The 25,079-nt window shown below is 63.6% G+C and carries 24 protein-coding genes, 1 pseudogene and 1 riboswitch; of the genes and pseudogenes, 9 read left to right on the top strand and 16 right to left on the bottom strand.

Going from position 1 to position 25,079, the window contains the following annotated elements:
- Positions 1–2: 2 nt before the first annotated feature.
- A complete protein-coding gene (locus AC0L24_RS02210; protein ID WP_127398621.1) occupies positions 3–929 on the bottom strand; it encodes a histone deacetylase family protein in 927 nt (308 codons plus the stop codon).
- A gap of 119 nt (positions 930–1,048) precedes the next feature.
- Positions 1,049–1,228: riboswitch (cobalamin riboswitch) on the top strand.
- A 3-nt stretch (positions 1,229–1,231) separates the two neighbouring features.
- Here AC0L24_RS02210 and bluB point away from each other — a divergent pair.
- A pseudogene (gene bluB / locus AC0L24_RS02205) lies at positions 1,232–1,957 on the top strand (5,6-dimethylbenzimidazole synthase); the annotation flags it as partial.
- A 122-nt stretch (positions 1,958–2,079) separates the two neighbouring features.
- Here the strand turns inward: bluB and AC0L24_RS02200 are convergent.
- Positions 2,080–3,063 carry a hypothetical protein gene (locus AC0L24_RS02200; RefSeq protein WP_245486666.1) on the bottom strand — a complete coding sequence of 328 codons (984 nt, stop codon included), beginning with the start codon at positions 3,061–3,063 and terminating at the stop codon, positions 2,080–2,082.
- A gap of 287 nt (positions 3,064–3,350) precedes the next feature.
- Positions 3,351–3,959, bottom strand: a complete 609-nt coding sequence (locus AC0L24_RS02195) for a TetR/AcrR family transcriptional regulator (protein WP_128288842.1) — start codon at positions 3,957–3,959, stop codon at positions 3,351–3,353.
- A 121-nt stretch (positions 3,960–4,080) separates the two neighbouring features.
- Here AC0L24_RS02195 and AC0L24_RS02190 point away from each other — a divergent pair, with 121 nt between their 5' ends.
- Complete coding sequence (locus AC0L24_RS02190) at positions 4,081–5,304, top strand: MFS transporter (RefSeq protein WP_128288841.1); 1,224 nt, start codon at positions 4,081–4,083, stop codon at positions 5,302–5,304.
- A 149-nt stretch (positions 5,305–5,453) separates the two neighbouring features.
- Here the strand turns inward: AC0L24_RS02190 and ribB are convergent, their stop codons facing one another.
- Positions 5,454–6,554, bottom strand: a complete 1,101-nt coding sequence (gene ribB / locus AC0L24_RS02185; RefSeq protein WP_127811011.1) for a 3,4-dihydroxy-2-butanone-4-phosphate synthase — start codon at positions 6,552–6,554, stop codon at positions 5,454–5,456.
- Positions 6,555–6,680: 126 nt separating this feature from the next.
- Complete coding sequence (aroC, locus tag AC0L24_RS02180) at positions 6,681–7,781, bottom strand: chorismate synthase (RefSeq protein ID WP_473563372.1); 1,101 nt, start codon at positions 7,779–7,781, stop codon at positions 6,681–6,683.
- 280 nt (positions 7,782–8,061) lie between these two features.
- Here aroC and AC0L24_RS02175 point away from each other — a divergent pair, with 280 nt between their 5' ends.
- Complete coding sequence (locus AC0L24_RS02175) at positions 8,062–8,322, top strand: DUF1344 domain-containing protein (RefSeq protein WP_027035965.1); 261 nt, start codon at positions 8,062–8,064, stop codon at positions 8,320–8,322.
- 167 nt (positions 8,323–8,489) lie between these two features.
- Here AC0L24_RS02175 and AC0L24_RS02170 read toward each other — a convergent pair whose 3' ends face one another.
- From AC0L24_RS02170 to AC0L24_RS02155, 4 genes are all read right to left on the bottom strand, one after another.
- A complete protein-coding gene (locus AC0L24_RS02170; protein ID WP_127328382.1) occupies positions 8,490–9,077 on the bottom strand; it encodes a histidine phosphatase family protein in 588 nt (195 codons plus the stop codon).
- 46 nt (positions 9,078–9,123) lie between these two features.
- Positions 9,124–9,942 (bottom strand): enoyl-ACP reductase FabI, encoded by an 819-nt coding sequence (gene fabI, locus AC0L24_RS02165; protein ID WP_023808634.1) that lies wholly within the window; start codon positions 9,940–9,942, stop codon positions 9,124–9,126.
- A gap of 106 nt (positions 9,943–10,048) precedes the next feature.
- Entirely contained in the window at positions 10,049–10,978 is a 930-nt protein-coding gene (locus tag AC0L24_RS02160) for a DnaJ C-terminal domain-containing protein (protein WP_473563371.1), read from the bottom strand.
- A gap of 100 nt (positions 10,979–11,078) precedes the next feature.
- Positions 11,079–11,540: an RT0821/Lpp0805 family surface protein gene (locus AC0L24_RS02155; protein ID WP_473563370.1), complete on the bottom strand. Its 462-nt coding sequence runs from the start codon at positions 11,538–11,540 to the stop codon at positions 11,079–11,081.
- Between the two features lie 77 nt (positions 11,541–11,617).
- On the opposite strand from AC0L24_RS02155, the gene pdxH reads away from it, so the two are divergent.
- Positions 11,618–12,235, top strand: coding sequence for a pyridoxamine 5'-phosphate oxidase (gene pdxH / locus AC0L24_RS02150; RefSeq protein WP_127270335.1), 618 nt, complete (start codon positions 11,618–11,620; stop codon positions 12,233–12,235).
- 43 nt (positions 12,236–12,278) lie between these two features.
- Here pdxH and AC0L24_RS02145 read toward each other — a convergent pair whose 3' ends face one another.
- The gene (locus AC0L24_RS02145) at positions 12,279–13,031 is read right to left on the bottom strand and encodes a crotonase/enoyl-CoA hydratase family protein (RefSeq protein ID WP_127397666.1); all 753 of its coding nucleotides are present in this window, start codon (positions 13,029–13,031) and stop codon (positions 12,279–12,281) included.
- Between the two features lie 20 nt (positions 13,032–13,051).
- Positions 13,052–14,821, bottom strand: coding sequence for an acyl-CoA dehydrogenase (locus tag AC0L24_RS02140; protein WP_127397667.1), 1,770 nt, complete (start codon positions 14,819–14,821; stop codon positions 13,052–13,054).
- A gap of 215 nt (positions 14,822–15,036) precedes the next feature.
- Here AC0L24_RS02140 and AC0L24_RS02135 point away from each other — a divergent pair, with 215 nt between their 5' ends.
- Both AC0L24_RS02135 and AC0L24_RS02130 read left to right on the top strand, forming a co-directional pair.
- Entirely contained in the window at positions 15,037–15,255 is a 219-nt protein-coding gene (locus AC0L24_RS02135; protein WP_013532811.1) for a hypothetical protein, read from the top strand.
- Positions 15,256–15,502: 247 nt separating this feature from the next.
- Complete coding sequence (locus AC0L24_RS02130; RefSeq protein ID WP_164761764.1) at positions 15,503–16,612, top strand: glycoside hydrolase family 25 protein; 1,110 nt, start codon at positions 15,503–15,505, stop codon at positions 16,610–16,612.
- Positions 16,613–16,626: 14 nt separating this feature from the next.
- Here AC0L24_RS02130 and purD read toward each other — a convergent pair whose 3' ends face one another.
- Both purD and AC0L24_RS02120 read right to left on the bottom strand, forming a co-directional pair.
- Positions 16,627–17,904, bottom strand: coding sequence for a phosphoribosylamine--glycine ligase (gene purD / locus AC0L24_RS02125; protein WP_292679025.1), 1,278 nt, complete (start codon positions 17,902–17,904; stop codon positions 16,627–16,629).
- A gap of 157 nt (positions 17,905–18,061) precedes the next feature.
- A complete protein-coding gene (locus AC0L24_RS02120) occupies positions 18,062–18,877 on the bottom strand; it encodes a phytanoyl-CoA dioxygenase family protein (RefSeq protein ID WP_292679028.1) in 816 nt (271 codons plus the stop codon).
- An 88-nt stretch (positions 18,878–18,965) separates the two neighbouring features.
- Between AC0L24_RS02120 and AC0L24_RS02115 the strand changes: the two genes are divergently transcribed.
- Together AC0L24_RS02115 and ubiA are read left to right on the top strand one after the other, a co-directional pair.
- Positions 18,966–19,877, top strand: a complete 912-nt coding sequence (locus tag AC0L24_RS02115) for a LysR family transcriptional regulator (protein WP_292335856.1) — start codon at positions 18,966–18,968, stop codon at positions 19,875–19,877.
- Positions 19,878–19,945: 68 nt separating this feature from the next.
- Positions 19,946–20,929, top strand: coding sequence for a 4-hydroxybenzoate octaprenyltransferase (ubiA, locus tag AC0L24_RS02110; protein WP_292679118.1), 984 nt, complete (start codon positions 19,946–19,948; stop codon positions 20,927–20,929).
- 207 nt (positions 20,930–21,136) lie between these two features.
- Here the strand turns inward: ubiA and AC0L24_RS02105 are convergent, their stop codons facing one another.
- From AC0L24_RS02105 to AC0L24_RS02095, 3 genes are all read right to left on the bottom strand, one after another.
- Positions 21,137–21,703: a DUF6101 family protein gene (locus tag AC0L24_RS02105; RefSeq protein WP_127328402.1), complete on the bottom strand. Its 567-nt coding sequence runs from the start codon at positions 21,701–21,703 to the stop codon at positions 21,137–21,139.
- Between the two features lie 186 nt (positions 21,704–21,889).
- Positions 21,890–23,320, bottom strand: coding sequence for an FAD-binding oxidoreductase (locus AC0L24_RS02100; RefSeq protein ID WP_127811015.1), 1,431 nt, complete (start codon positions 23,318–23,320; stop codon positions 21,890–21,892).
- A gap of 9 nt (positions 23,321–23,329) precedes the next feature.
- Positions 23,330–24,304, bottom strand: a complete 975-nt coding sequence (locus tag AC0L24_RS02095) for an L-threonylcarbamoyladenylate synthase (RefSeq protein WP_127811016.1) — start codon at positions 24,302–24,304, stop codon at positions 23,330–23,332.
- Positions 24,305–24,495: 191 nt separating this feature from the next.
- On the opposite strand from AC0L24_RS02095, the gene AC0L24_RS02090 reads away from it, so the two are divergent.
- A complete protein-coding gene (locus AC0L24_RS02090) occupies positions 24,496–24,981 on the top strand; it encodes a hypothetical protein (protein ID WP_127398982.1) in 486 nt (161 codons plus the stop codon).
- Positions 24,982–25,079: the final 98 nt, after the last annotated feature.

Here is a 25,079-nt window from a genome sequence, read left to right as displayed (position 1 = left end):
ATTCATCCTTTCATCAGTCGCCCGACATGGGCGGCGACCGAAAATGCCAATCCCTGCAGATCGTAGCCGCCCTCGAGCAGGCTGACGAGCCGGTTGCCGCTGTGGCGTGCCGCGCGCTGCATCAGCTGGCCGGTCGCCCAGTCGAAATCATCCTCGGTCAGATTGATCTCGGCCAGCGGATCGCGGTGGTGCGCGTCGAACCCCGCCGAAATGATAATCAGGTCGGGCGCGAAATTGTCGAGCGCGGGCAGGACGCGCGACAGGAAGGCATCGCGAAACACCTCGCTGCCAGTCTGCGGCGCCAGCGGCGCGTTGACGATGTTGCCGGCGCCCGTTTCGTTCTTCGCTCCGGTGCCGGGATAAAGCGGCATCTGGTGTGTCGAGCAATAGAGCACCGACGGATCGTCCCAGAAAATGTCCTGCGTGCCATTGCCGTGATGCACGTCCCAGTCGACGATGGCAACGCGCTCGACACCGTGTTTCTTCTGCGCATAGCGCGCCGCGATCGCCGCCGTGTTGAACAGGCAGAAGCCCATGGCGGTGCTCTTTTCGGCATGATGGCCGGGCGGCCGGGCGGCGACGAAGACGTTGTCGGCGCGGCCCGAAAAGACGTCATCGACGGCGGCGTTGGCGGCGCCGATCGCGGTGATCGCCGCTTGCCAGCTCTTCGGACTGGCAGTGGTGTCGGCATCGATGCGGGCAATCCCCTCGTCGGGAATGGCGGCGCGCACGCGGGCGACGAAATCGGCGGGATGCGCGTAGAGGATGGTGGCCTCGTCGCCTTCCGGCGCCTGGATACGATCGAGCCCGGCAAAGGCTTCCTCATCGAGCACGCGCTCGATGGCACGCAAGCGGTCGGGCCGCTCGGGATGTCCGGGCGGCGTGAGATGCTCGAGGAAGATCGGATGGGTGTAGAGACGGGTGGTCATGCTCCCTATCTAGTGCCCCGGCGCCGCTATGGCCATGCATTGCTGCTTGATCGCTGGGGAAAATCGACTGCGTCCATTCGCGTCGCCGCAGGCATTGGCCTCGCCGGCGCTTCGGCGTAAGGTCCCTGGTACTGCCTGGTGCCCGCCGGAAGCGGGAGAATCGGGAACACGGTTGAATTCCGTGGCGTGCCCAACGCTGTGAGGGGGACCGCGCCGGTAAATGCCACTGTCGATGACGGGAAGGCACCGGACGCGGGTTGATCCCAAGCCAGAAGACCGGCCTGGCAGGCATTGTCATCCGCATGGTCAGGCGGACGACATCAGAGCGACGTGCGTCTACTTGGACGCACAAACTACGCTCTGACAGTTTTGAATCTGCAATCGCAAGGGGACAAGCGATGCCGGAACACATGACCGCTGCCATTGACGATGGATTTGACCAGGATGCGCGCGATGCGGTCTATCGCGCCATGTTCACGCGGCGCGACGTGCGCAGCCATTTCCTGCCCACCGCGATCGATGACGACGTGCTGGCGCGGCTGCTGCTTGCTGCCCATCACGCGCCATCGGTCGGCTTCATGCAGCCATGGAATTTCATCGTCATTCGTGACATCGAGCGACGGGCGGAGGTGCGCGACCTGTTCCTGGCCGCGCGCGAACAGGAGCTGCCGGCGATCGAGGCGGAAAAACAGGCGCTGTACCGCAAGCTCAAGCTGGAAGGCATCTGCGAAAGCGCGCTCAACATCTGCATCACCTGCGATAGGCAGCGCTCGAAGGGTTCGCCGCTGGGACGCTGGCACAATCCGGAGATGGATCTCTACAGCACCGTCTGCGCGGTGCAGAATTTCTGGCTGGCCGCGCGTGCCGAGGGCGTCGGTGTAGGCTGGGTCAGCATCATCGAAGCGCAGGCGCTAAAGCGGCTGTTGGCCATTCCGGACCACGTAACGCCGATCGCCTATCTCTGCGTCGGCCGTGTTTCCGAGTTCGCTCCCAAACCGGACCTTGAAACGCATGGCTGGGGACGGCGGCTGCCGCTGCCGGAGTTGATCATGAGCGAGACCTTTTCCGGGCAAGGCGAGACACAGCTCAAATCCGCCGTGGCGCGCCTCAACACCGTTTCTGCCTCACCAGACATCACCCGCCCGGCCGATCAGGGTGTGGCGCCGGCCGTAGCCCAGCGCGAACCGCCGAAGGAGGCGAGCGCCTTGTCCTTGAGCTCCCTGAACTTCGACGACGCCTCGGCCAGCCGGGCGTCCCAGGCCGGATCCGGCACCTGGCCCGCGATGGTCTTGAAATAGACCTGCATCAGGCAGGCGATGGCGAAGGGTTCAATGAACGCCGCCTTGAATGCCCAGGCGAAGACGATGGCGAGCACAAAAGCCCAGCCGGCGAGCTGGCCAGGCATCAGGAACAGAATCGCGCCGGCAGGCGCCAGCATCATCAGAAAGATGATGAACGACACGCCCCACATGATGACCGCCAGCCAGACGGCGTTCTTGACCATGACCTTGCCGTTCTGGGCATAGAGCACGACGCCCTGGCGCGCCGTCTCGAAGGGCGAGGCTGAATTGATGCGGATGTTGTAGCCGAGGATGATCTCGTCGACATAGGTCAGCGACAGGCGGATCACCGTGTTGATGAAGGAGACCAGGCCGCTCAGGCCCGGTATCGGCAGGAAGGCGGCGATGCCGCCGAGCAGTCCGGTGATGGCGCGGATGGCGCCCTTGACGAGTTGGTCGACGACGAAAAGGATGTTGGCCTCGGCGAAACGCTGGGTCACGATATCCCTGGCATAGGCGATCTGGTCCTGACCGCCGGGAATGTCGCGGCCGTCGATCAGATGAACCATGACGGCGATGTGGCCGGCCTTGACGACATAGAGGATGTATTCGCGGATCCAGTAGACCGCGATCGAGACGATGCCAAACCCGACCACGCCGCCCCACAGGGCAAAGGACATGGGCCCGTCGGGATCGGTGGAGATATGGCCGACGCCATAGCCGACCGAGGCACCGGTGCCGGTCGCCATGATGTAGGCCAGCGTGATGCCGAAATAGACGATCATGCGAAAGACGATGAACGGCCAGGTCCGCATCATGATGGACACCGACCGGCCGATCTCAAAATCCCACATGTGCCCCGAATCTCCGCCTCAGAGATGGTGGAAGAGGATGGACTCAACCCGGCGATTGTCAATTGCCGGCCCCTGACGAAGGGCGACGAATTCGGGCTGACGGTTTTCTTTCGTAGCCTTTCGCCGGCGCGTTGGCTGACGGAGCATCAAACGAAAAACCCGCCTGTGCGGCGGGTCACTGGCGCGAATCGGCACCATGGACGAATATGTACCTTAGCTGAGGGCACGAAGTCAAGAAAAAATTCCTATCGGGAACAGATGCCGGCACGAAAGCTCCGGTGGGAACTTCAATTCGACTCCGGATCCGGCTTCCTGAGCAGGCCTTCGAGCAGTTGCTTGAACGCCGTCACCACCTTCTTCGACGTCGCTTCGGGGTCGTTCGAATTGGCGATCCGTTGCGCCGCCTGGCTGCTCGCTCCGATGATCAGTCGCGAGGCGGTCTCGGGGTCGAGGCTGGAGACAACGACCTCCTCCTCCTGCAGCGCGGTCAGATGGTCGGTCATTGAAGCGATGCACGCACTGGCATTCGGCCATTGCGCTGGATCCCCCAGCACGGCCGGGCCATCGCGGAACATGATGCGCTGGATTTCCGGCTCCAGCGCCATCTCGATATAGGTCGAGCACTCGTCCACGAAATGTTGCCAGCGGGTCGGTGCTCTCGACGCGACCTCATTGATGCGCGCCGCCATCTCGCCGTCAATCTGGGCTATGACCGCCTGCAGCAGCCCCTTCTTGTCGCCGAAATGATGATAGAGCGCGCCGCGCGTCAGCCCGGCCGAAGCGGTGAAATCATCCATCGAGGCTTCTGCATAGCCTGTTGTGCCGAAGGCATGACGGGCCGCCGCGATAAGCTTTGCGCGCGTCTCGGCGATCATCTCCTTGCGGGGTCTGTGCATGGCTTCTGGCCCTATTCACATACGCAACGTATGCCAATTGACATACGCGGCGTATGCTCTATTTAATAATCATACGCTCCGTATGTAATTGCCCAATCGTCCTTTGTCGAGGAACCAACCGATGCAAAATCCCTACGCGGAAATCTTTCGTGCCCCCGGCGCCAAGGGCTTTGCGGCCGCCGGCTTCATGGCGCGCCTGCCGATCGCCATGGCGCCCATCGGCATCGTGGCGATGCTGTCGCAGACGCGTGGCGAATACTGGCTGGCCGGAGCCGTCTCGGCGACATACGCGCTGGCCAACGCCTTCGTCGCGCCGCAGGTATCGAGACTGGTGGACCGCCTGGGCCAGACACGGATCGTGGTGCCCACCACCATCATCGCGGTGCTGGCTTTCGCCGTCCTCATAGCGGCGGCCAACCAGGACTGGCCGGTTTGGACGCTGTTCGTATCGGCACTGCTGGCCGCCGCCATGCCAAGCATACCTGCGATGGTGCGCGCGCGCTGGACGGAGATTTTCCGGGGGCGGCCGCAGATGAACACCGCATTCGCCTTCGAGTCGGTGGCCGATGAACTGGTCTATATCGCCGGGGCATCGCTATCGGTCGGCCTGAGTGCCGCCCTATTCCCGGAAGCCGGCGTTCTGGTGAGCACATTATTTCTCGCATTCGGATCAGCGGCCTTCATCCTGCAACGCTCGACCGAGCCCCAGGTGCGGCCGGTCGACCATAACTCAAGCGGCTCGGCGATCCGCCTGCGGCCGGTTCAGATCATCACCCTCGCCCTGATCTTCATCGGCGCAACCTTCGCGACGACGGAAGTGACCACCGTGGCGATCACCAAGGAGCTTGGCCAACCCGGCGCCGCCAGCCTTGTCATCGGAGTTTATGCGCTGGGATCGTTCGTGCTCGGCATCATCGTCGGCGCGCTCAGCCTGAAGGCGCCGCTGCAACGCCAGCTCGCCATCGCAGTCGCCCTCGTCGCGCTCGGCACGCTGTTGCCGCTCGCCGCCGACACCGTGCCGCTGCTGGCGCTGACCGTGTTCATCAGCGGTGTGGCGATCTCGCCGACCTTCATCACCGCGTTCGGCCTGATCGAGCGGCATGTGCCGGAAGCGATGCTGACCGAAGGCATCACCTGGGTCATGACCGGCATCGGCATCGGCATGGCGCTGGGCTCGTTCGCCGCCGGCGCGATGGTGGATGCGTTCGGCGCCCAGAGCGGGTTCTGGGTGTCGGTGGCTTCAGGCACGATCGCACTGGCCACGGTGCTGCTTGGCCAACGCAGCCTTGCCACCCGCGAATGCGACCTGGATGGGTGCGAGGCTGCCGCCGTTCCGGCCGAGTGACCGCCAGGATATGTTGAGATTCAGGTCAGGCCGAGTCGAAAATGATGGATTTCGAGAACCGGAGCGCAGCGGACTTTCCGGTCCGTGAGCACCGGAAAGCGCAGAAAGCCGCCATTTGCAGGCCGGCCTCACCTGAATATCGATATATCCTAAAGGATCTCGGTCTTGGCGATGTGGATGCCAAAACCTTCGAGGCCGACATAGTGGCGTTCGCGCGAGGCGATCAGGTTGATCGAGGAGATGCCGAGATCCTTGAGGATCTGCGCGCCAAGCCCGATCTCGCGCCACTCGTTTTCGCGGCGGCGGGCCTCTTCGTGATCCTCGCGGTCGCCGCTTGCCGGTCGTTTGCGCTCCTGATGCGCAACGCCGACGGAACCTTCTCTGAGATAGACGATGACACCGCGCCTGCGCTCGCCCATTTCCTTCATGATGGCGTCGAGCCGGTGGCTGGTGCCGAACACATCGGTCACCACATCCTCCGAATGCAGGCGCACCGGGACCTCCTCGCCGTCACGAATGTCGCCGAAGACGATGGCGACGTGGTGCATGGAGTCCCACGGCAGCGTGTAGGTGAAGACCTGTGCCTTGCCGCCGAGCGTGTCGATTTCCGAGCAAGCGACGCGTTCGACCAGAGTTTCCTTACGTTGCCGGTAGGCGATGAGGTCGGCGACCGAAACCTGCTTCAGCCCATGCTCCTCGGCGAAAGCCTGCACCTGCGGGCCGCGCTTGACGGTGCCGTCATCATTGACCAGCTCGGAAATGACGCCGACCGGCGGCAGGCCGGCGAGCTTGCACAGATCGACCGCTGCTTCGGTATGGCCGGAGCGCATCAGCACGCCGCCTTCGCGCGCGATCAGCGGGAAGATGTGGCCGGGGCGGACGAAATCCGAGCCACCGACATTGCCGTTGGCAAGATTGCGAACGGTCAAAGTGCGATCTTCGGCCGAGATGCCGGTCGTGGTGCCATGCTTGAAATCGACGCTGACGGTGAAAGCGGTGGTGTGGGCGGAATCGTTGTCGGCGACCATGGGCGCAAGGTTCAGCCGCTTGGCTTCTTCGCGCGGCATCGGCGTACAGACGATGCCGGAGGTGTGGCGAACGATGAACGCCATCTTTTCGGGCGTGCAGTGGACAGCGGCGACGATCAGATCGCCCTCGTTTTCGCGCCCGTCATCATCCATGACGACGACGATCTCGCCGCGTTCGAAAGCACGCAGGGCTTCGACGATTTTCTTCTGGTCGTAAGGCATGGGTACTCGCTTCGCTCGCAGGGGAATAAGGGAGTAGGGCAGTACGGGAATAGGGAAAAGCAAAAAGATTGGCCGGCCGGGCTAAGAGCGCAACATATTCCCCTATTCCCTTATTCCCCTATTCCCCTATTCCCTTCCCGTCTGTCCCCGATGCCGCAGATAATGATCGGCGATAGCACAGGCAACCATTGCTTCGCCGATCGGCACGGCGCGGATGCCGACGCATGGGTCGTGGCGACCCTTGGTCATGATCTCGACGTCCTTGCCGTCCTTGTCGATCGACTTTCGCGGCGTCAGGATCGAGGAGGTCGGCTTCACGGCGAAACGAGCGACGATCGCCTGGCCGGTCGAGATGCCGCCGAGGATGCCGCCGGCATTGTTGGACAGGAACACCGGCTTGCCGTCATTGCCGATGCGCATCTCGTCGGCATTCTGCTCGCCGGTGATGCGGGCGGCCTCGAAGCCGTTGCCGATCTCGACGCCCTTGACCGCGTTGATCGACATCAGGCCGGAGGCGATGTCCTGATCGAGCTTGGCATAGATCGGCGCGCCGAGGCCTGGCGGAACGCCGTCGGCGACGATCTCGATCACCGCCCCGACCGAGGAGCCCGCCTTGCGGATGCCGTCGAGATACTGGGTGAAGACGGGTACGGAGGCCGGATCGGGGGTGAAGAACGGATTTTCGGCATCGCCGATGAAATTCCAGTTCCAGTTGGCGCGGTCTATGGATTTTTCGCCCATCGACACCAGCGCGCCGCGCACCACAACGCCCGGAACCACCTTGCGCGCCAAGGCACCGGCCGCCACCCTGGCTGCCGTCTCGCGGGCCGAGGAGCGGCCGCCGCCGCGATAATCGCGCACGCCGTATTTGACGTCATAGGTGTAATCGGCATGGCCCGGCCGGTATTGGCGGGCGATCTCGCCATAATCCTTTGAACGCTGGTCGACATTCTCGATCAGCATCGACACCGGCGTGCCGGTGGTGATCATCGTCTCGCCGTCCTCGTCGAAGATGAAGCCGGACAGCACCTTCACTTCATCCGGTTCGCGACGCTGCGTGACGAAACGTGATTGCCCCGGCCGGCGCTTGTCGAGTTCGGCCTGGATGTCGGCTCGAGTGAAGCGGATGCCGGGCGGACAGCCGTCGACCACGCAGCCGAGCGACGGACCATGGCTTTCCCCCCAGGTGGTGACGCGGAAAAGGTGGCCGAACGTGTTGTGAGACATGAAATGACCCTGCCCGGCAGCGGAGCCGGCTTGGCGCATGACCCCGAAAATCGGAGCGATTTTCGGAAAGGATCATGCGCAAAATCAACAATGCTACAGCGTCCTTTGCACGTCCAAGAGGACGCGCGGCGCTGTAGGTTGCCTTCTATTGGCGTTTTTCACAGGGGTCAAACTGTGATCTGGCGGATTTAGTTTTGACACATTCGGTTGGTTTCTGCTCTGCTCCATCCGCCGTTGAACGCCCGCCGCCATGCCGGCGCAATGATAAAGAGGAACGATCATGCGTACCCTGATTGGCGCCATTGCCGCCACGCTGCTGCTTTCCACCGCCGCTTTCGCCGGCCAGACCGAAGGCCTGATCAAGAAGATCGACAAGGATACGGCGACGCTGACGCTGGATGACGGCAAGTCCTACAAGCTGAACGCCGAGACCGATCTCGACGCGCTGAAGCCGGGCATGGACATCGTCATCGCCTACGATGTGACCAATGGCGAAAACATCGTCACCGACATGGAACTGCCGGACAGCTCTGCCAACTAGAGCTTCCAACCTCAATTGAATGCTGTGTTTGCGGTTCAGCTTTCGCCGAGCCGCCTGCCAATGGCCTAAAGCGTGTCGCGTCTGAACGGATTCAGGCGACCCGCTTTAGGTCTTTGTTTTATGCATGTCGTTCTCCCAAAACCGGGGTCACTTTTGGGCGACATGCATTAAAGCCACTCCAGACTCTTGCCTTCGAGCTTGAGCAGGCGATCCTGCGGTATTTCCAGGTTCGCGGCCTCGTCCTCGGCCAGCCCCAGAACGAAGCGAAACAAGGTGCGCATGACGCCGCCATGGGTCACGCATATCGTCTGGCGTTCGATCGCGTCGAAGCATGGCCTCACCCGTTCGAGCAGCATCTGATAGCTCTCCGCACCTTCGCCGGGCGGCTGAAAGTTCCATTTGTCCAGAGCGCGCGTCCTGCTTGCTCCGGGATATCCTGTCTCGAGCTCGGGAAAGGTAAATCCCTGCCAATCGCCGAAATTGACTTCGACGAGGCGCGGATCGGTTCGATAGGCATCCGGATCGAGCTTCATCGCGGCGCGAATACGCTGCATCGTTTCGCGCGTCCGTTTCATCGGACTGGCGAGGAAATCGAATTCCCAGGGATTTGGGACCAACGCGGCTAGCCGAAGCCCGTTGCCGGTCGCCTGTTCGCGGCCAAGAGCGTTGAGATCGGTATCGGCCTGCCCCTGAAGTCGCATTTCGGCGTTCCACGCGGTCTGGCCGTGGCGCGCGATATAAACCAGCGGGTACATCAGGTCTTCCGGTGCGGGATCGGGACGGACGACGGTTGGCCGGGCGTTAGTCCTTGACCGTCGAAATATCAGGCGCGTCGACCGCCTTCATGCCGACGACGTGGTAGCCCGAATCGACGTGGTGCACTTCACCGGTGACGCCGCGCGACAGGTCGGACAGGAAATAGACGCCGGAATCGCCGACTTCCTCCTGCGTGACCGTCTGCTTCAGCGGCGAATTGTACTCGTTCCACTTCAGGATGTAGCGGAAGTCGCCGATGCCGGAGGCGGCCAACGTCTTGATCGGGCCGGCCGAGATGGCGTTGACGCGGATCTTCTTGGCGCCTAGGTCGACCGCCAGGTAGCGCACGCTGGCCTCGAGCGCCGCCTTGGCGACACCCATGACGTTGTAGTGCGGCATGACCTTTTCGGCGCCGTAGTAGGTCAGCGTCAGCAACGAGCCGCCATTGGTCATCAGCGCCTCGGCGCGCTTGGCTATGGTGGTGAAGGAATAGACCGAAATGTCCATGGTGCGCAGGAAATTGTCGCGCGTCGTCTCGACATAGCGGCCGGTCAGCTCGTCCTTGTCGGAGAAGGCGATGGCGTGGACGAGGAAATCAAGCTTGCCCCAATGTTTGGCGACATTGGCGAAAACCTCGTCCAGGCTCGCCGGGTCGGTGACGTCGCAATGGCCGGCGACAAAGGCGCCCAGTTCCGCCGCCAGCGGCTCGACGCGCTTCTTGAACGCCTCGCCCTGATAGGTCAGCGCGATCTCGGCGCCATGGTCGACGCACGACTTGGCGATGCCATAGGCGATCGACCTATTGTTGGCGACGCCAAGAATGAGGCCGCGCTTGCCGGCCATTAGGCCCTGTCCACCCGCCATGTGAGCGCTCTCCGCAAGATTTCAGCTTTGTGGGTTGCCCTATCGCACAGGCACAGAGCCCCTTCAAGCGTCCAAACCGGACAGTTCGGGGGACAAAAGCCGCCGATCAGCCTTTTTGGCCGCGCAACAGCTCTTCGAGCGCGCTGTCGCCGCCTTCCGGCAGCATGATACGCACATGAGCGTAGAGATCCCCGTGGCCGCCGGCCTTTTCCGGCAGGCCTCTGCCCTTCAGCCGCAGGACCTTGTCGGAGCTCGACCAGGCAGGAATGTTGACCGCAAGCCTGCCGGTCGGCGTCTCGACCGGCACCTTGGCGCCGAGCACCGCATCCGCCAGGGCCACCGGCAGATCGGCGTGCAGGTCGCGGCCCTCGATGCGGTAGCGTGGATGTCGGCGCAGATGGATCTTGACCAGCGCGTCGCCTGGCTGGCCCGGCCCCTGCTCGCCTTGGCCCTTGAGGCGGATGGTCTGGCCATCCTCGACATAGGCCGGCAGCTTGACCGCCACCTTGCGGCCGTCGGGGAACATCGCCGTCACCTTTTCGGCGGTCGCCGCTTCCTCGATGGTGACGTCGAGCGTCACGTTCAGATCGGCTGCTGTCGCCTGCTGGCGGCGATCGCCCGTGCCGGGACCGCGCGCGCCCGAAAAAGTGTCGCCAAAAATCTGGCTGAAGATGTCGCTGTTGCCGTCGAACGGATCGCCACCCGGTCGGCCGGAGCGGAATTCGAACCGCGAACCGCCCGGACCCTGCTGCCGACGGAAGCCGCCGAAGGGATCGCCGCCACCGGCAGCGCCCTCAAAGCCCTGGAATCGCGCCTTGCCGTCGGCGTCGATCTCGCCGCGATCGAAAGCGGCGCGATTCTTTTCGTCGCCGACGATCTCGTAGGCCTGGTTGGCCGCGGCAAAACGGTCCTTCGCCTTGGGATCATTCGGATTCTGGTCCGGATGATGCTTCTTGGCGAGTTTCCGGTACGCCGACTTTATGTCCTTGGCCGGTGCGTTCCTGGCAACGCCCAGCACCTCATAGGGGTCGCGCATGCTTACTGCCCTGGAGAAGAGTTGAGTCTCTGATTGCCTCCTATATGCGCTCGCATAGGAAGAAATTCCAGTGCTGGAGCATCATATCGGACGCGGAAAATCAGAGCGCGTTGAAGTCCTGCATGCGCCAGCCGCCGGCGCTGGCCAGGCACAGTTCGCCTTCGAACATGGCAACGCCGTCAAAACTTTCGCGCGAGGCCTTGAAGCGGCGGCAGGTCTGGCCGTTGTCCTTCAACTCCGCCAGGTCGGTGATGGAACCGCGCGAGCCGGTGCCGGCATTGGCCCACGGCACGGCCTGCCCGCCGAGCTGCTCGATATCGGCCGAGGAAACCGCATTGCCGATCGTCGTCTGGTCGGAGTCGCGATCCAGATTGGCCGGCGCGCCCGAAGCAGACGTGCTGCTGGTCAGGATCGAGCGGTCGACTTCGGCTTTTTCCAGGCTGAAGCCGCCGGCGCCACACGCGGCAAGCGGCAAGGCGACCGCCACAATCGCGGCTTTCGCGCTGGCCGAAGCGATAACGCTCAATTGCCTGCTGTCAAAAGCTTGCGCGATACGCGACAATCGGCAGCCTCCCCCTTGCTTCGTAAAGAATCTTGGTTTTGTAAGAATCTTGGCTTCGTGACAATTTGAGAAAAACTATGAGTGACACTGAGTTAACAAGCGGTGACTTTACCGAGGCTGCCGAGCCGTTTCGCCTCTTTGCCGCATGGCTGGACGACGCCACGAAAAGCGAGCCGAACGACCCCAACGGCGTGGCTCTGGCGACCGTCGATGCCGACGGCATGCCGGATGTGCGTATGGTGTTGCTCAAGGGGTTCGATGAAAGCGGGTTTGTCTTCTACACGAATTTCGAGAGCGCCAAGGGCCAGGAGATTCTTGGCAGCATGAAGGCGGCGATGTGTTTCCATTGGAAGTCGCTGCGCCGCCAGGTGCGCATTCGCGGACCGGTGGAGATCGTCAGCGACGCCGAAGCCGACGCCTACTATGCGACACGGCCGCGCGGCAGCCGCATCGGCGCCTGGGCCTCGAAACAATCGCGGCCGCTGGAAAGCCGCTTTGCGCTGGAGAAAGCGGTGGCGGAATACACGGCACGCTATCCGATCGGCGAAATCCCGCGGCCAAAGCACTGGTCCGGCTTCCGCATCGTGCCCAGCACCATCGAGTTCTGGCACGACAGGCCGTTCCGGCTGCACGACCGGCTCGTTTTTACGCGCAGTGCGAAGGACGGCTGGGACAAGACCAGGCTTTATCCCTGAAGCGCCAATCTCCCCCCTCGTGGGGGAGATCGGCTGCTTCCACTTACGATTTCTTTCTCGTCATGAACGCGGTGAGTGCGGCGCGCGCCTCATCGGACTTCAGCCGCTCGCGAAAATGCTCGCTTTCCTCGCCGATGCGGGCGACGAGATCGTCGCGCGAGCCACGCATCAGGTTGCGCGCGATCTTCAACGCCTGTGGTGGCTTGGCGGCGATCTGGCCGGCTGCCGCCAATACCGAAGCCTCCAGCGCTGCTTCCTCGACCACCTCGTAGATCAGGCCGGCGGCCTTGGCGCGCTCGGCCGAAAAACCCTCGCCAAGACCGAGCAGCGCGAAAGCGGCTTGCTGGCCCAGAATGCGCGGTGCCAGCAGGCTCGATCCCGCTTCAGGCACAAGGCCCAGGTCGACGAAAGGCGTCCTGAACACGGTGCGTGGCGTGGCGAAAGTCAGGTCGCAATGCAGGTTGAGCGTCGTGCCGATGCCGACCGCGATGCCGTCGACGCCGGAGACCATGGGTTTTTCGACCTTGGCCAGCGCCATCAGGAAATCCCAGACTTCGGTGCCGCCGTCGCCGCCGGTGGCGACGACCATGAAGTCGGCAAGGTCGTTGCCGGAGGAGAAGGCGCCGGGCACGCCGAGAAAGACATGGACGCGGATGGCCGGGTCGGCGTCGCCCTCGGCCAGGGTTTTTGACATTTTCGCATACATGGCGCGCGTCAGCGCGTTCTTCTTGTCCGGCCGATTCATGCGGATGATCTGGATGGCGCCCTGGCGCTCGACGAGGATATGGTCTGTCACGGTGTTTTCCTTGTGAAACGTCAGGCAGAGACGAGCGTCTTGCCGGCAGCGGCGAGGCTTTCGGCGCCATCGATGACGCGCGCCCTCAAGGCGCTGACCTCGCCGAGCAGGTTTTCGGCAAAGAAACGGCAAAGCGCTATGCGGTTGTGATCGGCAAGAGCACCGCGCGCCAGATAGGCGCCGCCGGCGGCAAGCGAGATCAGCCTGAGATAGGGCGTGGCGCCTGCCAGCGCCTCTTCCGATCGGCCATCGGCCGTCAGTTTTTGCAGGAAGCGGGTCGCTTCGCTGAGATCGCCAAGTGCCGCGTCGAGAGCGTCGGCGGTGCGGCCGAAACCCTGCATGTTCGAGGTCCGCACCGCTGCGGCCATATCAGCCAGTTCGGCGATGTAACCATGCACATGGTCGCCACCGCCGAGCGGCAGCTTGCGCATCACCAGATCGATCGCCTGGATACCGTTGGTGCCCTCGTAAATCGGGGCGATGCGCGCATCGCGATAGAAGGCGGCCGCTCCCGTCTCCTCGATGAAGCCCATGCCGCCATGAACCTGGAGGCCGAGCGAGGCAACCTCGACGCCGATATCGGTCGAGAACGCCTTGGCCAGCGGCGTCAGCAGATTGGCGCGATCGCGCCAGTATGCCGCCTCGTCACCGGCGGAGACACGGGCCATGTCGATGGCGTGGGCACAGGAATAGCTGATGGCGCGTGCGGTCTGGGTCAGCGCCTTCATGGTCAACAGGTTACGCTGGACATCGGGGTGATGGACGATAGGCGCCATACCCGTGCCAGTGTAGCTCGCGGCCTTGCCCTGCCGGCGCTCATTGGCATAGGCGATCGCCTTCTGCGTTGCGGCTTCCGCGACCGCCACCCCCTGCATGCCGACACAAAGCCGCGCATTGTTCATCATGGTGAACATGCAGGCGAGCCCCTTGTTCTCCTCGCCGATCAGCCAGCCGACGGCGCCGGGTTCGGCCCCTTCGAAGCCGTCGCCATAGATCATGGTGCAGGTCGGCGAGGCATGGATTCCGAGTTTATGCTCAAGTCCGGAACAGAAGACGTCGTTGCGGGCACCGAGCGCGCCATCGTCGCCAACCAGGAATTTCGGCACCAGGAACAACGATATGCCGCGCGTGCCGGCCGGTGCATCGGGCAGCCTTGCCAGCACGAGATGGATGATGTTGTCGGTGAAATCGTGCTCGCCATAGGTGATGAAGATTTTTTGGCCGAAGATGCGATAGCTGCCGTCACCCGCCGGCTCGGCGCGGGCGCGCAAGGCGGCGAGATCCGAGCCGGCTTGCGGCTCGGTCAGGTTCATCGTGCCCATCCACTCGCCGGAGACGAGCTTTTCGAGATATTTGGCCTTGAGGTCTTCGGAGGCGTGTTTGTCGAGCGCCTCGACCGCGCCCATGGTCAGCGTCGGGCCGATGCCGAAGGCCATGGCGGCGGAGTTCCACATTTCGAGCGCGGCGACGCCGAGCATGGTCGGCAGCGCCTCGCCGCCATATTCCTCAGGCCCCGAGAGCGCATTCCAGCCGCCATCGATCCAGCGGCGATAGAGTTCCTTCCAGCCGGGCGGTGTGGTGACGGCAGCGTCTTTCAGCACGGCACCTTGCCGATCGCCGATCTTGTAGAGCGGTGCGACTTCTTCGGTGGCGAAGCGGCCGGCCTCCCCAAGAACGGCATCGACCAGATCCTCGCCGAGATCGCCGAAGGTGCCGGCATCGAGCGCCGACTTCATGCCGGCCACGTGCTTGAGCGTGAAGGCGATATCCTCGACCGGTGCCCTATACATGCCGCCCACTCCTCCTGATGCCTCGGCCTGCCCAACCCTAGAACCGGTGCCGCTGCAAAACCACCCGCCGTATCAGCGGTCTCCCATCTTCTTTTTACGTAAACGTCAAATTTTGTCACGCGGATTTTGCAATCGCGGCGGCGCGTATTAAGTTCAACCCGTGCCGGATCAAGTCGACCGGCGATGCAATCAGAACCAGCCAACCGGAACCGCCCATGCTTGCCAGACCCGACGCCTACCGCTGCATCGAATGCGGCCTGCCCTATCGAGCGGAGGGGTTCTGCTACCATGGGGGCAGACTGGACCACGGTGCCGCCTACTGGTCGGATCGCGGCATTTTGTGCTCGCCGCAATGCTCGCTCGCCCACCACCGCAAACGCGCCGCCGAAGGCACGCTGCGGCAAGAGCCGGCGCCTGACCCGTTTGAATTCTAGCAGCTGATGCGTCGCCAGCTTTTCTGAGGCCAGCCCCCGAAAGCACTTCCTTAACCATAGCCGTTCAGGATTTGTTTTTGATCAACGGGGATTCCCTGTTTTGAAAAGGACGGCGCGCCTCCTTCGCCGCTTGAAGAGTGTCGTACCGACACCCTTCAAGCCTCTGTTTCCTGCGCATGTCGTTGCCCCAAAACCGCTGCATACTTTTGGCCGGCATGCGCTGGCGATCCTCGCTCTTGCGGCGACGATGGCGCTTTCGACGGCGGCAACGGCCTCGGATTTTTCCGAGCCGTGGAAGAACGCCGACCGCGCTCTGGTCGTCGATGCCTACGAATATAATTCCATCGACTGGGCCCAGCTCGCCACCGACAAGCGGGTCGTCGGCTTCATCAACAAGGCCTCCGACGGCATGCCGCCGGCCTATTTCTGCCTGGGCAACGACATTGAGGTAAAGCTTTGCAAGGCGCTGTGGAAACGTCATGCGGTGACGCGCGAACTGTTCCAGACGCGCCGGGTGGTGGCCAAGGCACTCGGCCTGAAATGGGGCGCCTATCACCTTGCCCGTCCCGGCAATCCGGTCGAGCAGGCGAACAATTTCCTCGATTTCGCCGAGCCTGCGCCGGACGATCTCATGGCTCTCGACATCGAGGGCAATGACCCCTCGCAATGGATGTCGCTCGACGATGCCGAGGAGTTCGTACGCCAGGTGCATCGGCGCATCGGCCGTTTCCCGGTGCTGTACACCAACGGCAAGACCGCCCGCTACATTGCCGACAACAGCTACCGATACCGGCTCCTGTCGCGGCTGCCGCTTTGGTATGCGCGCTACACCAACGACATCGACGTGCATTTTCCGATGGGCAACTGGCAAGGCTACGCGCTGTGGCAGTTTTCGGCGCAAGCCAATTGCGGCCGTTTCCGCTGCCCTTACAGGGTTGCCGGCACGCCTATCGACATAGACGTGAATGTCGCGCCGACAGACGCCGCCACGCTGCGCACGCAATGGCCGTTCGGTGGGCTTATCGACGTGCCGCCGGACTATCTCGCCTCGATACCGCTACCGGTTTCACGCGAGGCCGGCCTCGCCGGCAATGTCACCATCACCTATGCGTCTGTGGCCGCGCCGCCGACTCTCGAGGACATGGTTACAGCGTTGGGCACACGCTGGTCCCGTTTCCGCGACGGCTTCCGCATGCCAGTCGTGAAGACGGTGCCGCGACGGCCAAGCTTCGGCATTGTCCAATATGTCGCCTGGAAGCGGACCGAACGGCGTTCACCCGCACAACTCGACGCTGCCTTTGCCGTGTCCGATCCACTCAGCACCGCTTCCACCGAACTCGATCGCGGCCAGCGGTGAGCCAATGCGGAACTTCAGGTTCCCTGTTCGCGCGCTACGGCCTGCCAGCCGATATCGCGGCGGCAGAACCCGTCCGGCCAATCGATGCGGTCAAGCGCGGCATAGGCTCGTTTCTGTGCCTCGCCGACCGTGGCGCCTGATGCCGTCACGTTGAGGACGCGGCCGCCATTGGCAACCAGCGCGCCGCCATTGATGGCGGTACCGGCGTGGAAGATCTGGACGCCGTCGCTCGCCGCGTCTTCGACGCCGCGGATGACCGAGCCTTTTTCCGGCGTGCCGGGATAGCCTCTCGCCGCCATTACTACGGTGAGCGCGGCCTCGTCGCGCCAGCGCACCGAAGTATGCGCAAGCTGGCCGTCGGTCGCCGCATTGAGCAGGACCAGCAGATCATCCTTCAGCCGCATCATCAGCACCTGGCATTCCGGATCGCCGAAACGGGTGTTGTATTCGATCAGCTTCGGTCCCTTGTCGGTGATCATCAGCCCGGCAAACAGCACGCCGGAGAACGGCGCCCCCAGTTCGGCCATGCCGCGCATGGTCGGCTCGATGATCTCGCGCATGGTGCACTCGACCAGTTCCGGCGTCATCACCGGTGCCGGCGAATAGGCGCCCATGCCACCGGTGTTGGGACCGGTGTCGCCGTCGCCGACGCGCTTGTGGTCCTGCGCGGTACCGAAGGGCAGTGCGGTGGTGCCGTCGCAAAGGCAGAAGAAACTCGCCTCCTCGCCGGTCATGAACTCCTCGACCACAACTTCCGCGCCGGCGGCGCCGAAGGAACCGTCGAAGCAGGCATCGAGTGCTGCCTGTGCTTCACTGGGCGTCATGGCGACGGTGACGCCCTTGCCGGCAGCGAGCCCGTCGGCCTTGATGACGATCGGTGCTCCGGTCTTTTCGACATAGGCCTTGGCCGAGGCCAGGTCACTGAAACGGCCATAGGCGGCGGTCGGGATGTTGTAGCGGGCGCAGAGATCCTTGGTGAAACCTTTCGATCCTTCCAGCTGTGCGGCAGCCTTGGAGGGTCCGAAGACGCGAATGCCTTGCGCGCGCAGATCGTCGGCAATGCCGACGACCAGCGGCCCCTCCGGGCCGACCACGACGAGGTCGATTTTTTTCTCCCGGCAGAACGCGGCCACGGCGGCATGGTCGGCTAAATCCAGCTTCACCAACTCAGCCTCGCTGCCGATGCCCGGATTGCCGGGAGCCGCATAGAGCTTTGTCAGCAGCGGTGATGCGGCGATCTTCCAGGCGAGCGCATGTTCGCGGCCGCCGGAGCCGAGAAGAAGAACGTTCATGGCCACCTCTTGATGCCGACTATCCGTTAGAGCACCCGCTATTGCTCTCTGGGCGACGGGTCAAGGCATCCGGGCGCATTGATGGGAATTGCGCACGGGAACGTTACCCCAGCCGAAAATCGGCGGCGCACATCGGCGTCGATTTTCTGGCCTCGCTTCAGCCCTGGTAGACCACCGGAAACCAGTCCTCGCGCAGCCTCTCGCCCGGCTGCATGCCGTGGCCATGATAGGGCGGCGAGGTGCGGCCCGGCCGCTCGACATAGCGCGCATCGTCACCCACCCAGCGCAGCGACAGCGCCCGGCGCCGCGCCGCGGTCAGGTTGCCGCGCGCGCCATGCGCGGTCCTGAAGTCGAACAGGATGGCGTCGCCCGGCTCCATTTCCCATTCGAGCACCTTCATCGACGGATCCTTGTCGGGATCTGGCACCGGCAGATAGTCGCCCTCGCCGGCATAGAAATTGCTGTCGTCGAGCCAGCGCACCGGCAGGATCATCTTGTCCCATTTGTGCGAGCCGGCGATCAGGCGCAGCGTCGCTTCCTTCACCGGGTCGATGGGGATCCAGAAGCTCACCGTCTGTTGGCCATCGACGAAATAGTAGGGGATGTCCTGATGCCAGGGCGTCGGCTTCTGCGTGCCGGGTTCCTTGACCAGCACGTGATCGTGGAAGAACTGCGCGGTCCGCGACTGCATCACCGCCGCCGCCAGTTCGGCGGCTGGCGAACCCCGCACAAGGTTGACGAATTCGGGGATGCGCTCCCAGTTGCAGTAGTCATCGAAGAAACTGCCGCGGCCGTTGGCGATGTCGGATGCGGTGACGCTGCGGTTCTGCATGTTGCGTTCGATGCCGGCGGCAATCGTGTCGACCCAGCCCTTGAAGGCGCCGCGAATGCAGACAGCGCCGTCACGCTGATAGTCGGCAATCGTGGACGCGCCGATCATGGTGGCGTCGATGGTGGCAGTCTGGGAAGCCATGGCGTTCTCCTCTGGAATGAAGCCACTATCGCAACACCTCTTCATTCGCTAAAATAATAACTTTCGATCTGACATATAGAGCGCCCCTATGAGTGTGACCCTCACGCAGCTGCGCTACCTGGTTGCCGTGGCGCGTCACGGCAGCGTCACCGGCGCGGCAAAGATGCTGAACGTTTCGCAGCCGTCGATCTCGGTGGCCATTGACGCGGTCGAAAAGAATTTCGGCCAGAAGCTGTTCGTCCGCCAGCGCGGAAGCGGCGTGTCGCCGACATCGTTCGGCCGCGCCGTCGTGGCCAAGGCAAGGCAGGTTCTCACCGAAACGGAAGAACTCGTCGGCCTGGGTTCAAGCAAATCGGCTGTCAGCGGTGAGTTGGTGCTGGGATGTTTCGAGGATTTGGCGCCTTTCTTCGCGCCGGCTTTGATCCGCGCCTTCTCCGAACGCTATCCGGCCGTCAAAATCGTCGTTCGCGACGAGACGTTCGAGACGCTGGGACGACGGCTGGGGGATGCGGCCATCGATCTCGGCCTGACTTATGATCTCAGCCTGCCGACGCATTTCGCCCGCATCCTGCTGCGCGAACTTCGTCCACACGCGCTGTTGCCGGCAGGCCATGCCCTGGCGGACCGCCCAACGGTCAGCCTTGCCGATCTGGCCGCCTATCCGCTGATCACGACGGATCAGCCGCACAGCTGGCAGCACATGCTCGACCTGTTTCGCAGCCGCGGCCTTTCGCCGGTGGCCGATACGACGACAAGCTCGTTCGAACTGCAGCGGAGCATGGTCGCCAACGGCTTCGGAGTCGCGGTCAGTTACACCCGCCCGCACGGCGACCGCAGCTATGACGGCCTGCCGCTCATCTGCAAGCCGCTGTCCGATCCGCTGCCCATGCAGCGGATCCTGCTGACCTACGACACGCATCAGCGTGTGTCGAATGCGGCGCTGGCCTTCGTCGAGGTGGCCAAGGACTGGTTCGCTACCCGCGACATCTTTGCCTCGTGAAAGGCTGACGGGCACCACTCTCCCGCTTGCCGCTTGACGGTTTCTGCCGCTGCTGCCACTCCATGGACATGGAAAATATCCAGTCGAAAGCGGCCCAGGGCCGTGTCGCCGATGCGCCGAACGGCCATTGGGTCTACCGCGTGCTGCCGCGCTCGATATGGCCCTATGCGCAGCTTGCTCGATGGGACAGGCCGATCGGCTGGCAGTTGCTGCTGTGGCCGTGCTGGTGGTCGGCAGCCTTGGCGGCAAGCGCCTATCCGCGTCCCGGCGACCCGCTGCTCTCGCTGCTGCCGGCACCAGTGTATCTCGTGCTTTTCCTGGTCGGGGCCATCGCCATGCGCGGCGCCGGCTGCACCTACAACGACCTCGTCGACGAGGACATCGACAGCCAGGTGGAGCGCACCCGCTCGCGACCGCTGCCGTCGGGCAAGGCGACCCGCCGGCGGGCATGGCTGTTTCTCGTTCTGCAGGCCCTGGTCGGCCTCGTCGTGCTCATCCAGTTCAACAGCTTCGCCGTCCTGCTCGGCATCTGTTCGCTGGCGGTCATCGCCATCTATCCATTCATGAAGCGGATAACCAACTGGCCTCAACTTGTGCTCGGCCTTGCCTTTTCCTGGGGGGCGCTGATGGGATGGGCGGTCGAGTTCGGCGATCTCGATGGGCCTGCCATCATGCTTTATATCGGCTCGATCCTGTGGGTGATCGGCTACGACACGATCTACGCACATCAGGACAAGGAAGATGACGCCATTGTCGGCGTGCGCTCGACGGCACGCCTGTTTGGCGACAACACCAAGGCGTGGCTGGCCGGGCTTTATGGCGGCGCGCTGATCTGCTTCGCCATCGCCTTCGCGTCGGCGCAGGCGCCGGTGGTGGCGCTGGCCGGACTGATCGCCGCCGGCGCCCATTTGGCCCGGCAGATCGCCGTGTTGGATATCGACAATCCGGACCAATGCCTGCGGCTGTTCAGGTCGAACAACCAGGTCGGCTGGCTGATCTTCCTTGGTCTGATCGGCGGCGCTGTGTGGGTGGCGCTGAAGCCGCTGGTTTAGTCTTCCTTCTCCCCGTCACTATACGGGGAGAAGGTGGCGGCAGCCGGATGAGGGGCAGCGCCGACCTTGGAGGGGAGGCAAGAGATTCATCGGCGACACAACGCATACCCAACTAAGTCTTAAAGTCGTGGCCAAACACTTAGGTCAGCGCTGCCCCTCATCGCCCTGCCGGGCACTTCTCCCCGTATAGGGACGGGGAGAAGAAGGCTAATCCCTCGAAATGATCTCCTGGCCGTCGATGACCAGCCTGAGACCGAGGGCGCCGGCCCTGCGGCGAGCGAGGAAACGCGGGCGGCGCGTGTTCGAAATCCGCCCCTTGCGCCGGTCCTGCGGCGGCAGCGTCTTGATGGCGGCACCGAGCGATTCTTCCAGGGTGCGGGCAACGCCGTCCGATTCGATCAGCAGCATCGGCAGACGGTAAGCGTCGGCCCAGGCGCGCCAGTCGGCGGCGACATCGTCGAGATCGTCGGCCACCAGCAGCGGCACCGACAGCATCGGGTCGTTGTGCAGGAGTTCCAGGGTCACCGTGACATTGCCGTCCGGGTCTTCCATGGCGCGGGCGGCAACGCCGCGGAACGCATTGGAGGGCAGAACGATGATCGCGGGCAGGCCGCTCATCTCGAGCAAGCGGCGGATCACGGCGCCGCGCTGGTCGATGGTGAAGGTTACATCGCCGTAGTCGTCGCGAGTCGCGTAGCTCACCACTTGCGGCAGGCGAAATGGGTCGAGACGCATGTTGCGTCCCGCCCAGACTGGCTTCAGTCCGGTGTTCATAGAGTGGCCTTCCTGTCTGTCTCCTGAGAGCCGGTGTCCGGTTCTCTCCGGGCCGGTTTTTCCAGCCTCGTTTGTATTGAGACAGTAGCGCGGGCTCCTTACCGCCCCGCTTAAGAAAGTCGGTTAAATTTTGCTGATCTCAGGGATGGTTATCGGAATCCCACCAGCCGCAACTTGTCGAAAGGTTCAGATAACCTTACCCGGATTCATGATGCCGGCCGGGTCGAAAGCGGCCTTCACCCTTCGCATCAGATCGATCGCCATTGGCGGCGCGGTGGCGATCAGTTCGTCGCGCTTCAACTGGCCGATGCCATGCTCGGCCGAGATCGAACCGTGCAGGCTGCGCACCACACCGTGCACCGCCTTGTTCATGGGGTGATAGAGAGCGAGGAACGCCTCATCGTCGCCGTCGACTGGCCGCGAAATGTTGTAGTGGAGATTGCCGTCGCCCATATGACCGAAGCAGACCACGCGGGCGCCTGCACTTACCGACGCCACGGCGCCGGCGGCTTCTTCGATGAAGCGCGGGATCGATGCAATAGGCACCGAAATGTCGTGCTTAATCGAGGCGCCTTCCGGCTTCTGCGCCTCGGGCAGCAGCTCGCGGAAATTCCAGAAGGCATCCCCCTGCCCGAGGCTCGCCGCAATGACGGCGTCGCCGACGAATTCCTGTTCAAGGCCGGCCGAGAGCACGTCCTCGATCAACGCCCGCGAATCCTCCGACGAACGGCCTGATGAAATCTGCATCAGCACATACCACGGCCAGTCCTCGATCAGCGGCCGCACCACGCCCTGGGCATGCGCCAGCGTGAAATCATATGGCCGTCTGCCGATCAGTTCGAAAGCGGTGAGTGCTGCCCCGGCACGGTCCATGGCCAGGCTGAACAGCGAAAGTGCGGCCTCGGGCGACGACAGGCCGGCGAAGGCGACTTCGCGCCCCTTCGGCTTCGGGAACAGCTTGAGCACGGCGGCGGTGATGACGCCGAGCGTGCCTTCGGCACCGACGAACAGGTTTTTCAGATCGTAGCCGGTGTTGTCCTTCTTCAGCTTGCGCAGATCGTCGAACACCTCGCCGGTCGGCAGCACCACCTCGACACCGAGACAGAGTTCGCGCGCATTGCCATAGGCAAGCACGCCGGTGCCGCCGGCATTGGAGGAAAGATTGCCGCCGATCTGGCAGGAGCCCTGCGCGGCCAGCGACAGCGGGAACAGCCGGTCGGCGGCGTCGGCTGCCTCCTGCAGCGTCTGCAGGATGACGCCGGCCTCGACCGTCACGGTGTTGGACAGGACGTCGATCTCGCGGATGCGGTTGAGCCGCGACAGCGACAGGACGATTTCGCGCCCGGACCTGTCCGGCACCTGCGCGCCGACCAGCCCGGTGTTGCCGCTTTGCGGCACGATCGGCGTTCCCGTCTCCGTCGCCAGCCGCATGATCCGGCTGACTTCGTCGACGCTGCCCGGCCGCAGCACCAGCGATGTCGCGCCGTGCCAGAGCCCGCGCCGCTCAATGAGGTAAGGCGCGATATCACGCTCGTCGCGCAGTGCATATTTGTCGCCGACGATCGCCGCGAAGCGATCGATGAGAGCGGGATCGAGTGTCTCTGTGATTTCGGTCATGGGGGAAAACTATGGTGTGGGCTGCGTGATGTCACGAGGGGCGGCGGCACGCGACAGCCGATCGTTGATGGCTTCACCGAGCCCGTCGAAGGGAATACGCTCGACGGCGATGGTCCGCGCGCCGCTGCGGTCGAGTTCCTGCATATAGGCGAACAGATTGCTCGCCGCTTCGCGCAGGTCCCCGGTTTCGGACAAATTGAGGAAGGCTTCGGCGCGGCGCCAGCCTTGTGCCCTCTGACCGCCGAAGCCGAGCAAAGCCTCGCCCTCGCCGACCGCGCCGGCATTGAGCCGCATCGCGGCACCCGGCGCGTAGTGCGAGGCGAGCATGCCCGGCGCCTCGACGCCGGCGGCACCGCCGCGCAACAATTCCATGCCGATGGCCGCCTCGATCTCCTCGGCGGCGATGCCGCCGGGCCTCAGCAGCCGCATTCTGTCCCCTTCGGCCTTGACAATGGTCGATTCCAGCCCGATCGGCGTCGCGCCGCCATCGACCACCAGCTTTATGCGCGTGCCGAGATCCGCCGCTACCGCTTGCGCGGTCGTTGCGCTGATTTTGCCGGATGAATTGGCGCTGGGCGCTGCAAGCGGGCGGCCGAGCCTGGCGATCAGCTCGCCGCCAAAGCCCCTCGGCATGCGCAAGGCAATCGTATCGAGCCCGGCGGTGACCAGCGGATGGATGCCGTTGCCGGGCCGTTGCGGCAGCACCAGCGTCAGCGGACCTGGCCAGAATGCCAGCGCCAGTTTCCTGGACAGCGGATCGAACAACGCGAGGCGCTCTGCCATCGCCATATCCGCGACATGGGCGATCAGCGGATTGAAGCGCGGGCGCCCCTTGGCTTCGAAGATGCGCGCCACGCCGATGCCGTTGGTGGCGTCGCCGGCCAGCCCGTAGACGGTTTCCGTCGGGATGGCGACGACATCGCCTTCCATGAGCAGCGCCAGCGCCCGCTCCAGCGCCTCGCCCGAGCCAAGTATTTCAGCCACTCTCGTCACCTCACAGATGCGGGGTGCGTAGTACGATGGCGGCCGTTGGGCAAGCCGCTGTTGGGTAACCGATTGTTGGCGAGCAGGAGCATTGGCGATTTATCAATCCCTAAAATGCTATGTTTCCACGAAAGCCGGCATCAATTCCGGCCTGCTATCGAAGAGCTTCTGGGCAAAGGGGAGCGACATCAGTGTCTGCGCGTATCCTGCTGGGTATCATTCTTGCTGTTGCGGCCGGCGAAGCCCAGGCGTCATCCCTGGTTTTTCCAGGCACGCCATCCTCCACACCATCGATCGTCAGGATCGGCGCCCCCAACCAGCCTGGAACCGCCGATGCGGTCAACGCCAGCGATGCGCTGTCGGTGGTGGCAAAAGGGGAAGCGCAGCCCGACGTCACCGATGAAAAGGTGGCGGCGATCCCGGACAAGCCCGCGACCGGGCACGGCTTCCAGCCAGGCCCGATGGTCATTCGTGGCGGCGTTACCGGTCCCGATTTCCCTGCACCGGCGCCAACCGCTGCACCAGCGACAGGTGCCGAGCCGGCCGCTGGCACGGCGCCGGCAACGGCCACCGCCTCCGCAGCCCCCTCAGGGAACGCCGAGAACCAACCCACGCCGCCGAGCGCTCCGGCGCCGGCAGCAGGGCAGCACATGCCTCCCAACGGCTACACCAAATAGCCCCGGCTCAAAGACAGCCGACATCGATGGCGTGACTTGACGGTGGTCTGGCGCCCGGCGCACCATTGCCAGGCAAACCCCGTTCTAGGCATTTCTGG

Source organism: Mesorhizobium sp. WSM4809 (assembly GCF_055811655.1).
The sequence above is the reverse complement of the archived record's forward strand: the minus strand, read 5'-3'. Positions and strand labels throughout refer to the sequence as shown.

Coding starts and splice junctions, on each gene's coding strand:
- AC0L24_RS02140 (WP_127397667.1), bottom strand. CDS start 14,821: ATGTATAGGGCACCGGTCGAGGATATCGCCTTCACGCTCAAGCACGTG.
- pdxH (WP_127270335.1), top strand. CDS start 11,618: ATGAGTGACACTGAGTTAACAAGCGGTGACTTTACCGAGGCTGCCGAG.
- AC0L24_RS02195 (WP_128288842.1), bottom strand. CDS start 3,959: ATGCACAGACCCCGCAAGGAGATGATCGCCGAGACGCGCGCAAAGCTT.
- purD (WP_292679025.1), bottom strand. CDS start 17,904: ATGAACGTTCTTCTTCTCGGCTCCGGCGGCCGCGAACATGCGCTCGCC.
- AC0L24_RS02160 (WP_473563371.1), bottom strand. CDS start 10,978: ATGCGCGACCCCTATGAGGTGCTGGGCGTTGCCAGGAACGCACCGGCC.
- AC0L24_RS02170 (WP_127328382.1), bottom strand. CDS start 9,077: ATGTACCCGCTGGTTTATATCGCGCGCCACGGCCAGACCGCGTGGAAC.
- AC0L24_RS02100 (WP_127811015.1), bottom strand. CDS start 23,320: ATGACCGAAATCACAGAGACACTCGATCCCGCTCTCATCGATCGCTTC.
- ubiA (WP_292679118.1), top strand. CDS start 19,946: ATGGAAAATATCCAGTCGAAAGCGGCCCAGGGCCGTGTCGCCGATGCG.
- AC0L24_RS02105 (WP_127328402.1), bottom strand. CDS start 21,703: ATGAACACCGGACTGAAGCCAGTCTGGGCGGGACGCAACATGCGTCTC.
- AC0L24_RS02135 (WP_013532811.1), top strand. CDS start 15,037: ATGCTTGCCAGACCCGACGCCTACCGCTGCATCGAATGCGGCCTGCCC.
- fabI (WP_023808634.1), bottom strand. CDS start 9,942: ATGGCGGGTGGACAGGGCCTAATGGCCGGCAAGCGCGGCCTCATTCTT.
- AC0L24_RS02210 (WP_127398621.1), bottom strand. CDS start 929: ATGACCACCCGTCTCTACACCCATCCGATCTTCCTCGAGCATCTCACG.
- aroC (WP_473563372.1), bottom strand. CDS start 7,781: ATGTCTCACAACACGTTCGGCCACCTTTTCCGCGTCACCACCTGGGGG.
- AC0L24_RS02115 (WP_292335856.1), top strand. CDS start 18,966: ATGAGTGTGACCCTCACGCAGCTGCGCTACCTGGTTGCCGTGGCGCGT.
- AC0L24_RS02175 (WP_027035965.1), top strand. CDS start 8,062: ATGCGTACCCTGATTGGCGCCATTGCCGCCACGCTGCTGCTTTCCACC.
- AC0L24_RS02120 (WP_292679028.1), bottom strand. CDS start 18,877: ATGGCTTCCCAGACTGCCACCATCGACGCCACCATGATCGGCGCGTCC.
- AC0L24_RS02130 (WP_164761764.1), top strand. CDS start 15,503: ATGGCGCTTTCGACGGCGGCAACGGCCTCGGATTTTTCCGAGCCGTGG.
- AC0L24_RS02200 (WP_245486666.1), bottom strand. CDS start 3,063: ATGTGGGATTTTGAGATCGGCCGGTCGGTGTCCATCATGATGCGGACC.
- AC0L24_RS02190 (WP_128288841.1), top strand. CDS start 4,081: ATGCAAAATCCCTACGCGGAAATCTTTCGTGCCCCCGGCGCCAAGGGC.
- ribB (WP_127811011.1), bottom strand. CDS start 6,554: ATGCCTTACGACCAGAAGAAAATCGTCGAAGCCCTGCGTGCTTTCGAA.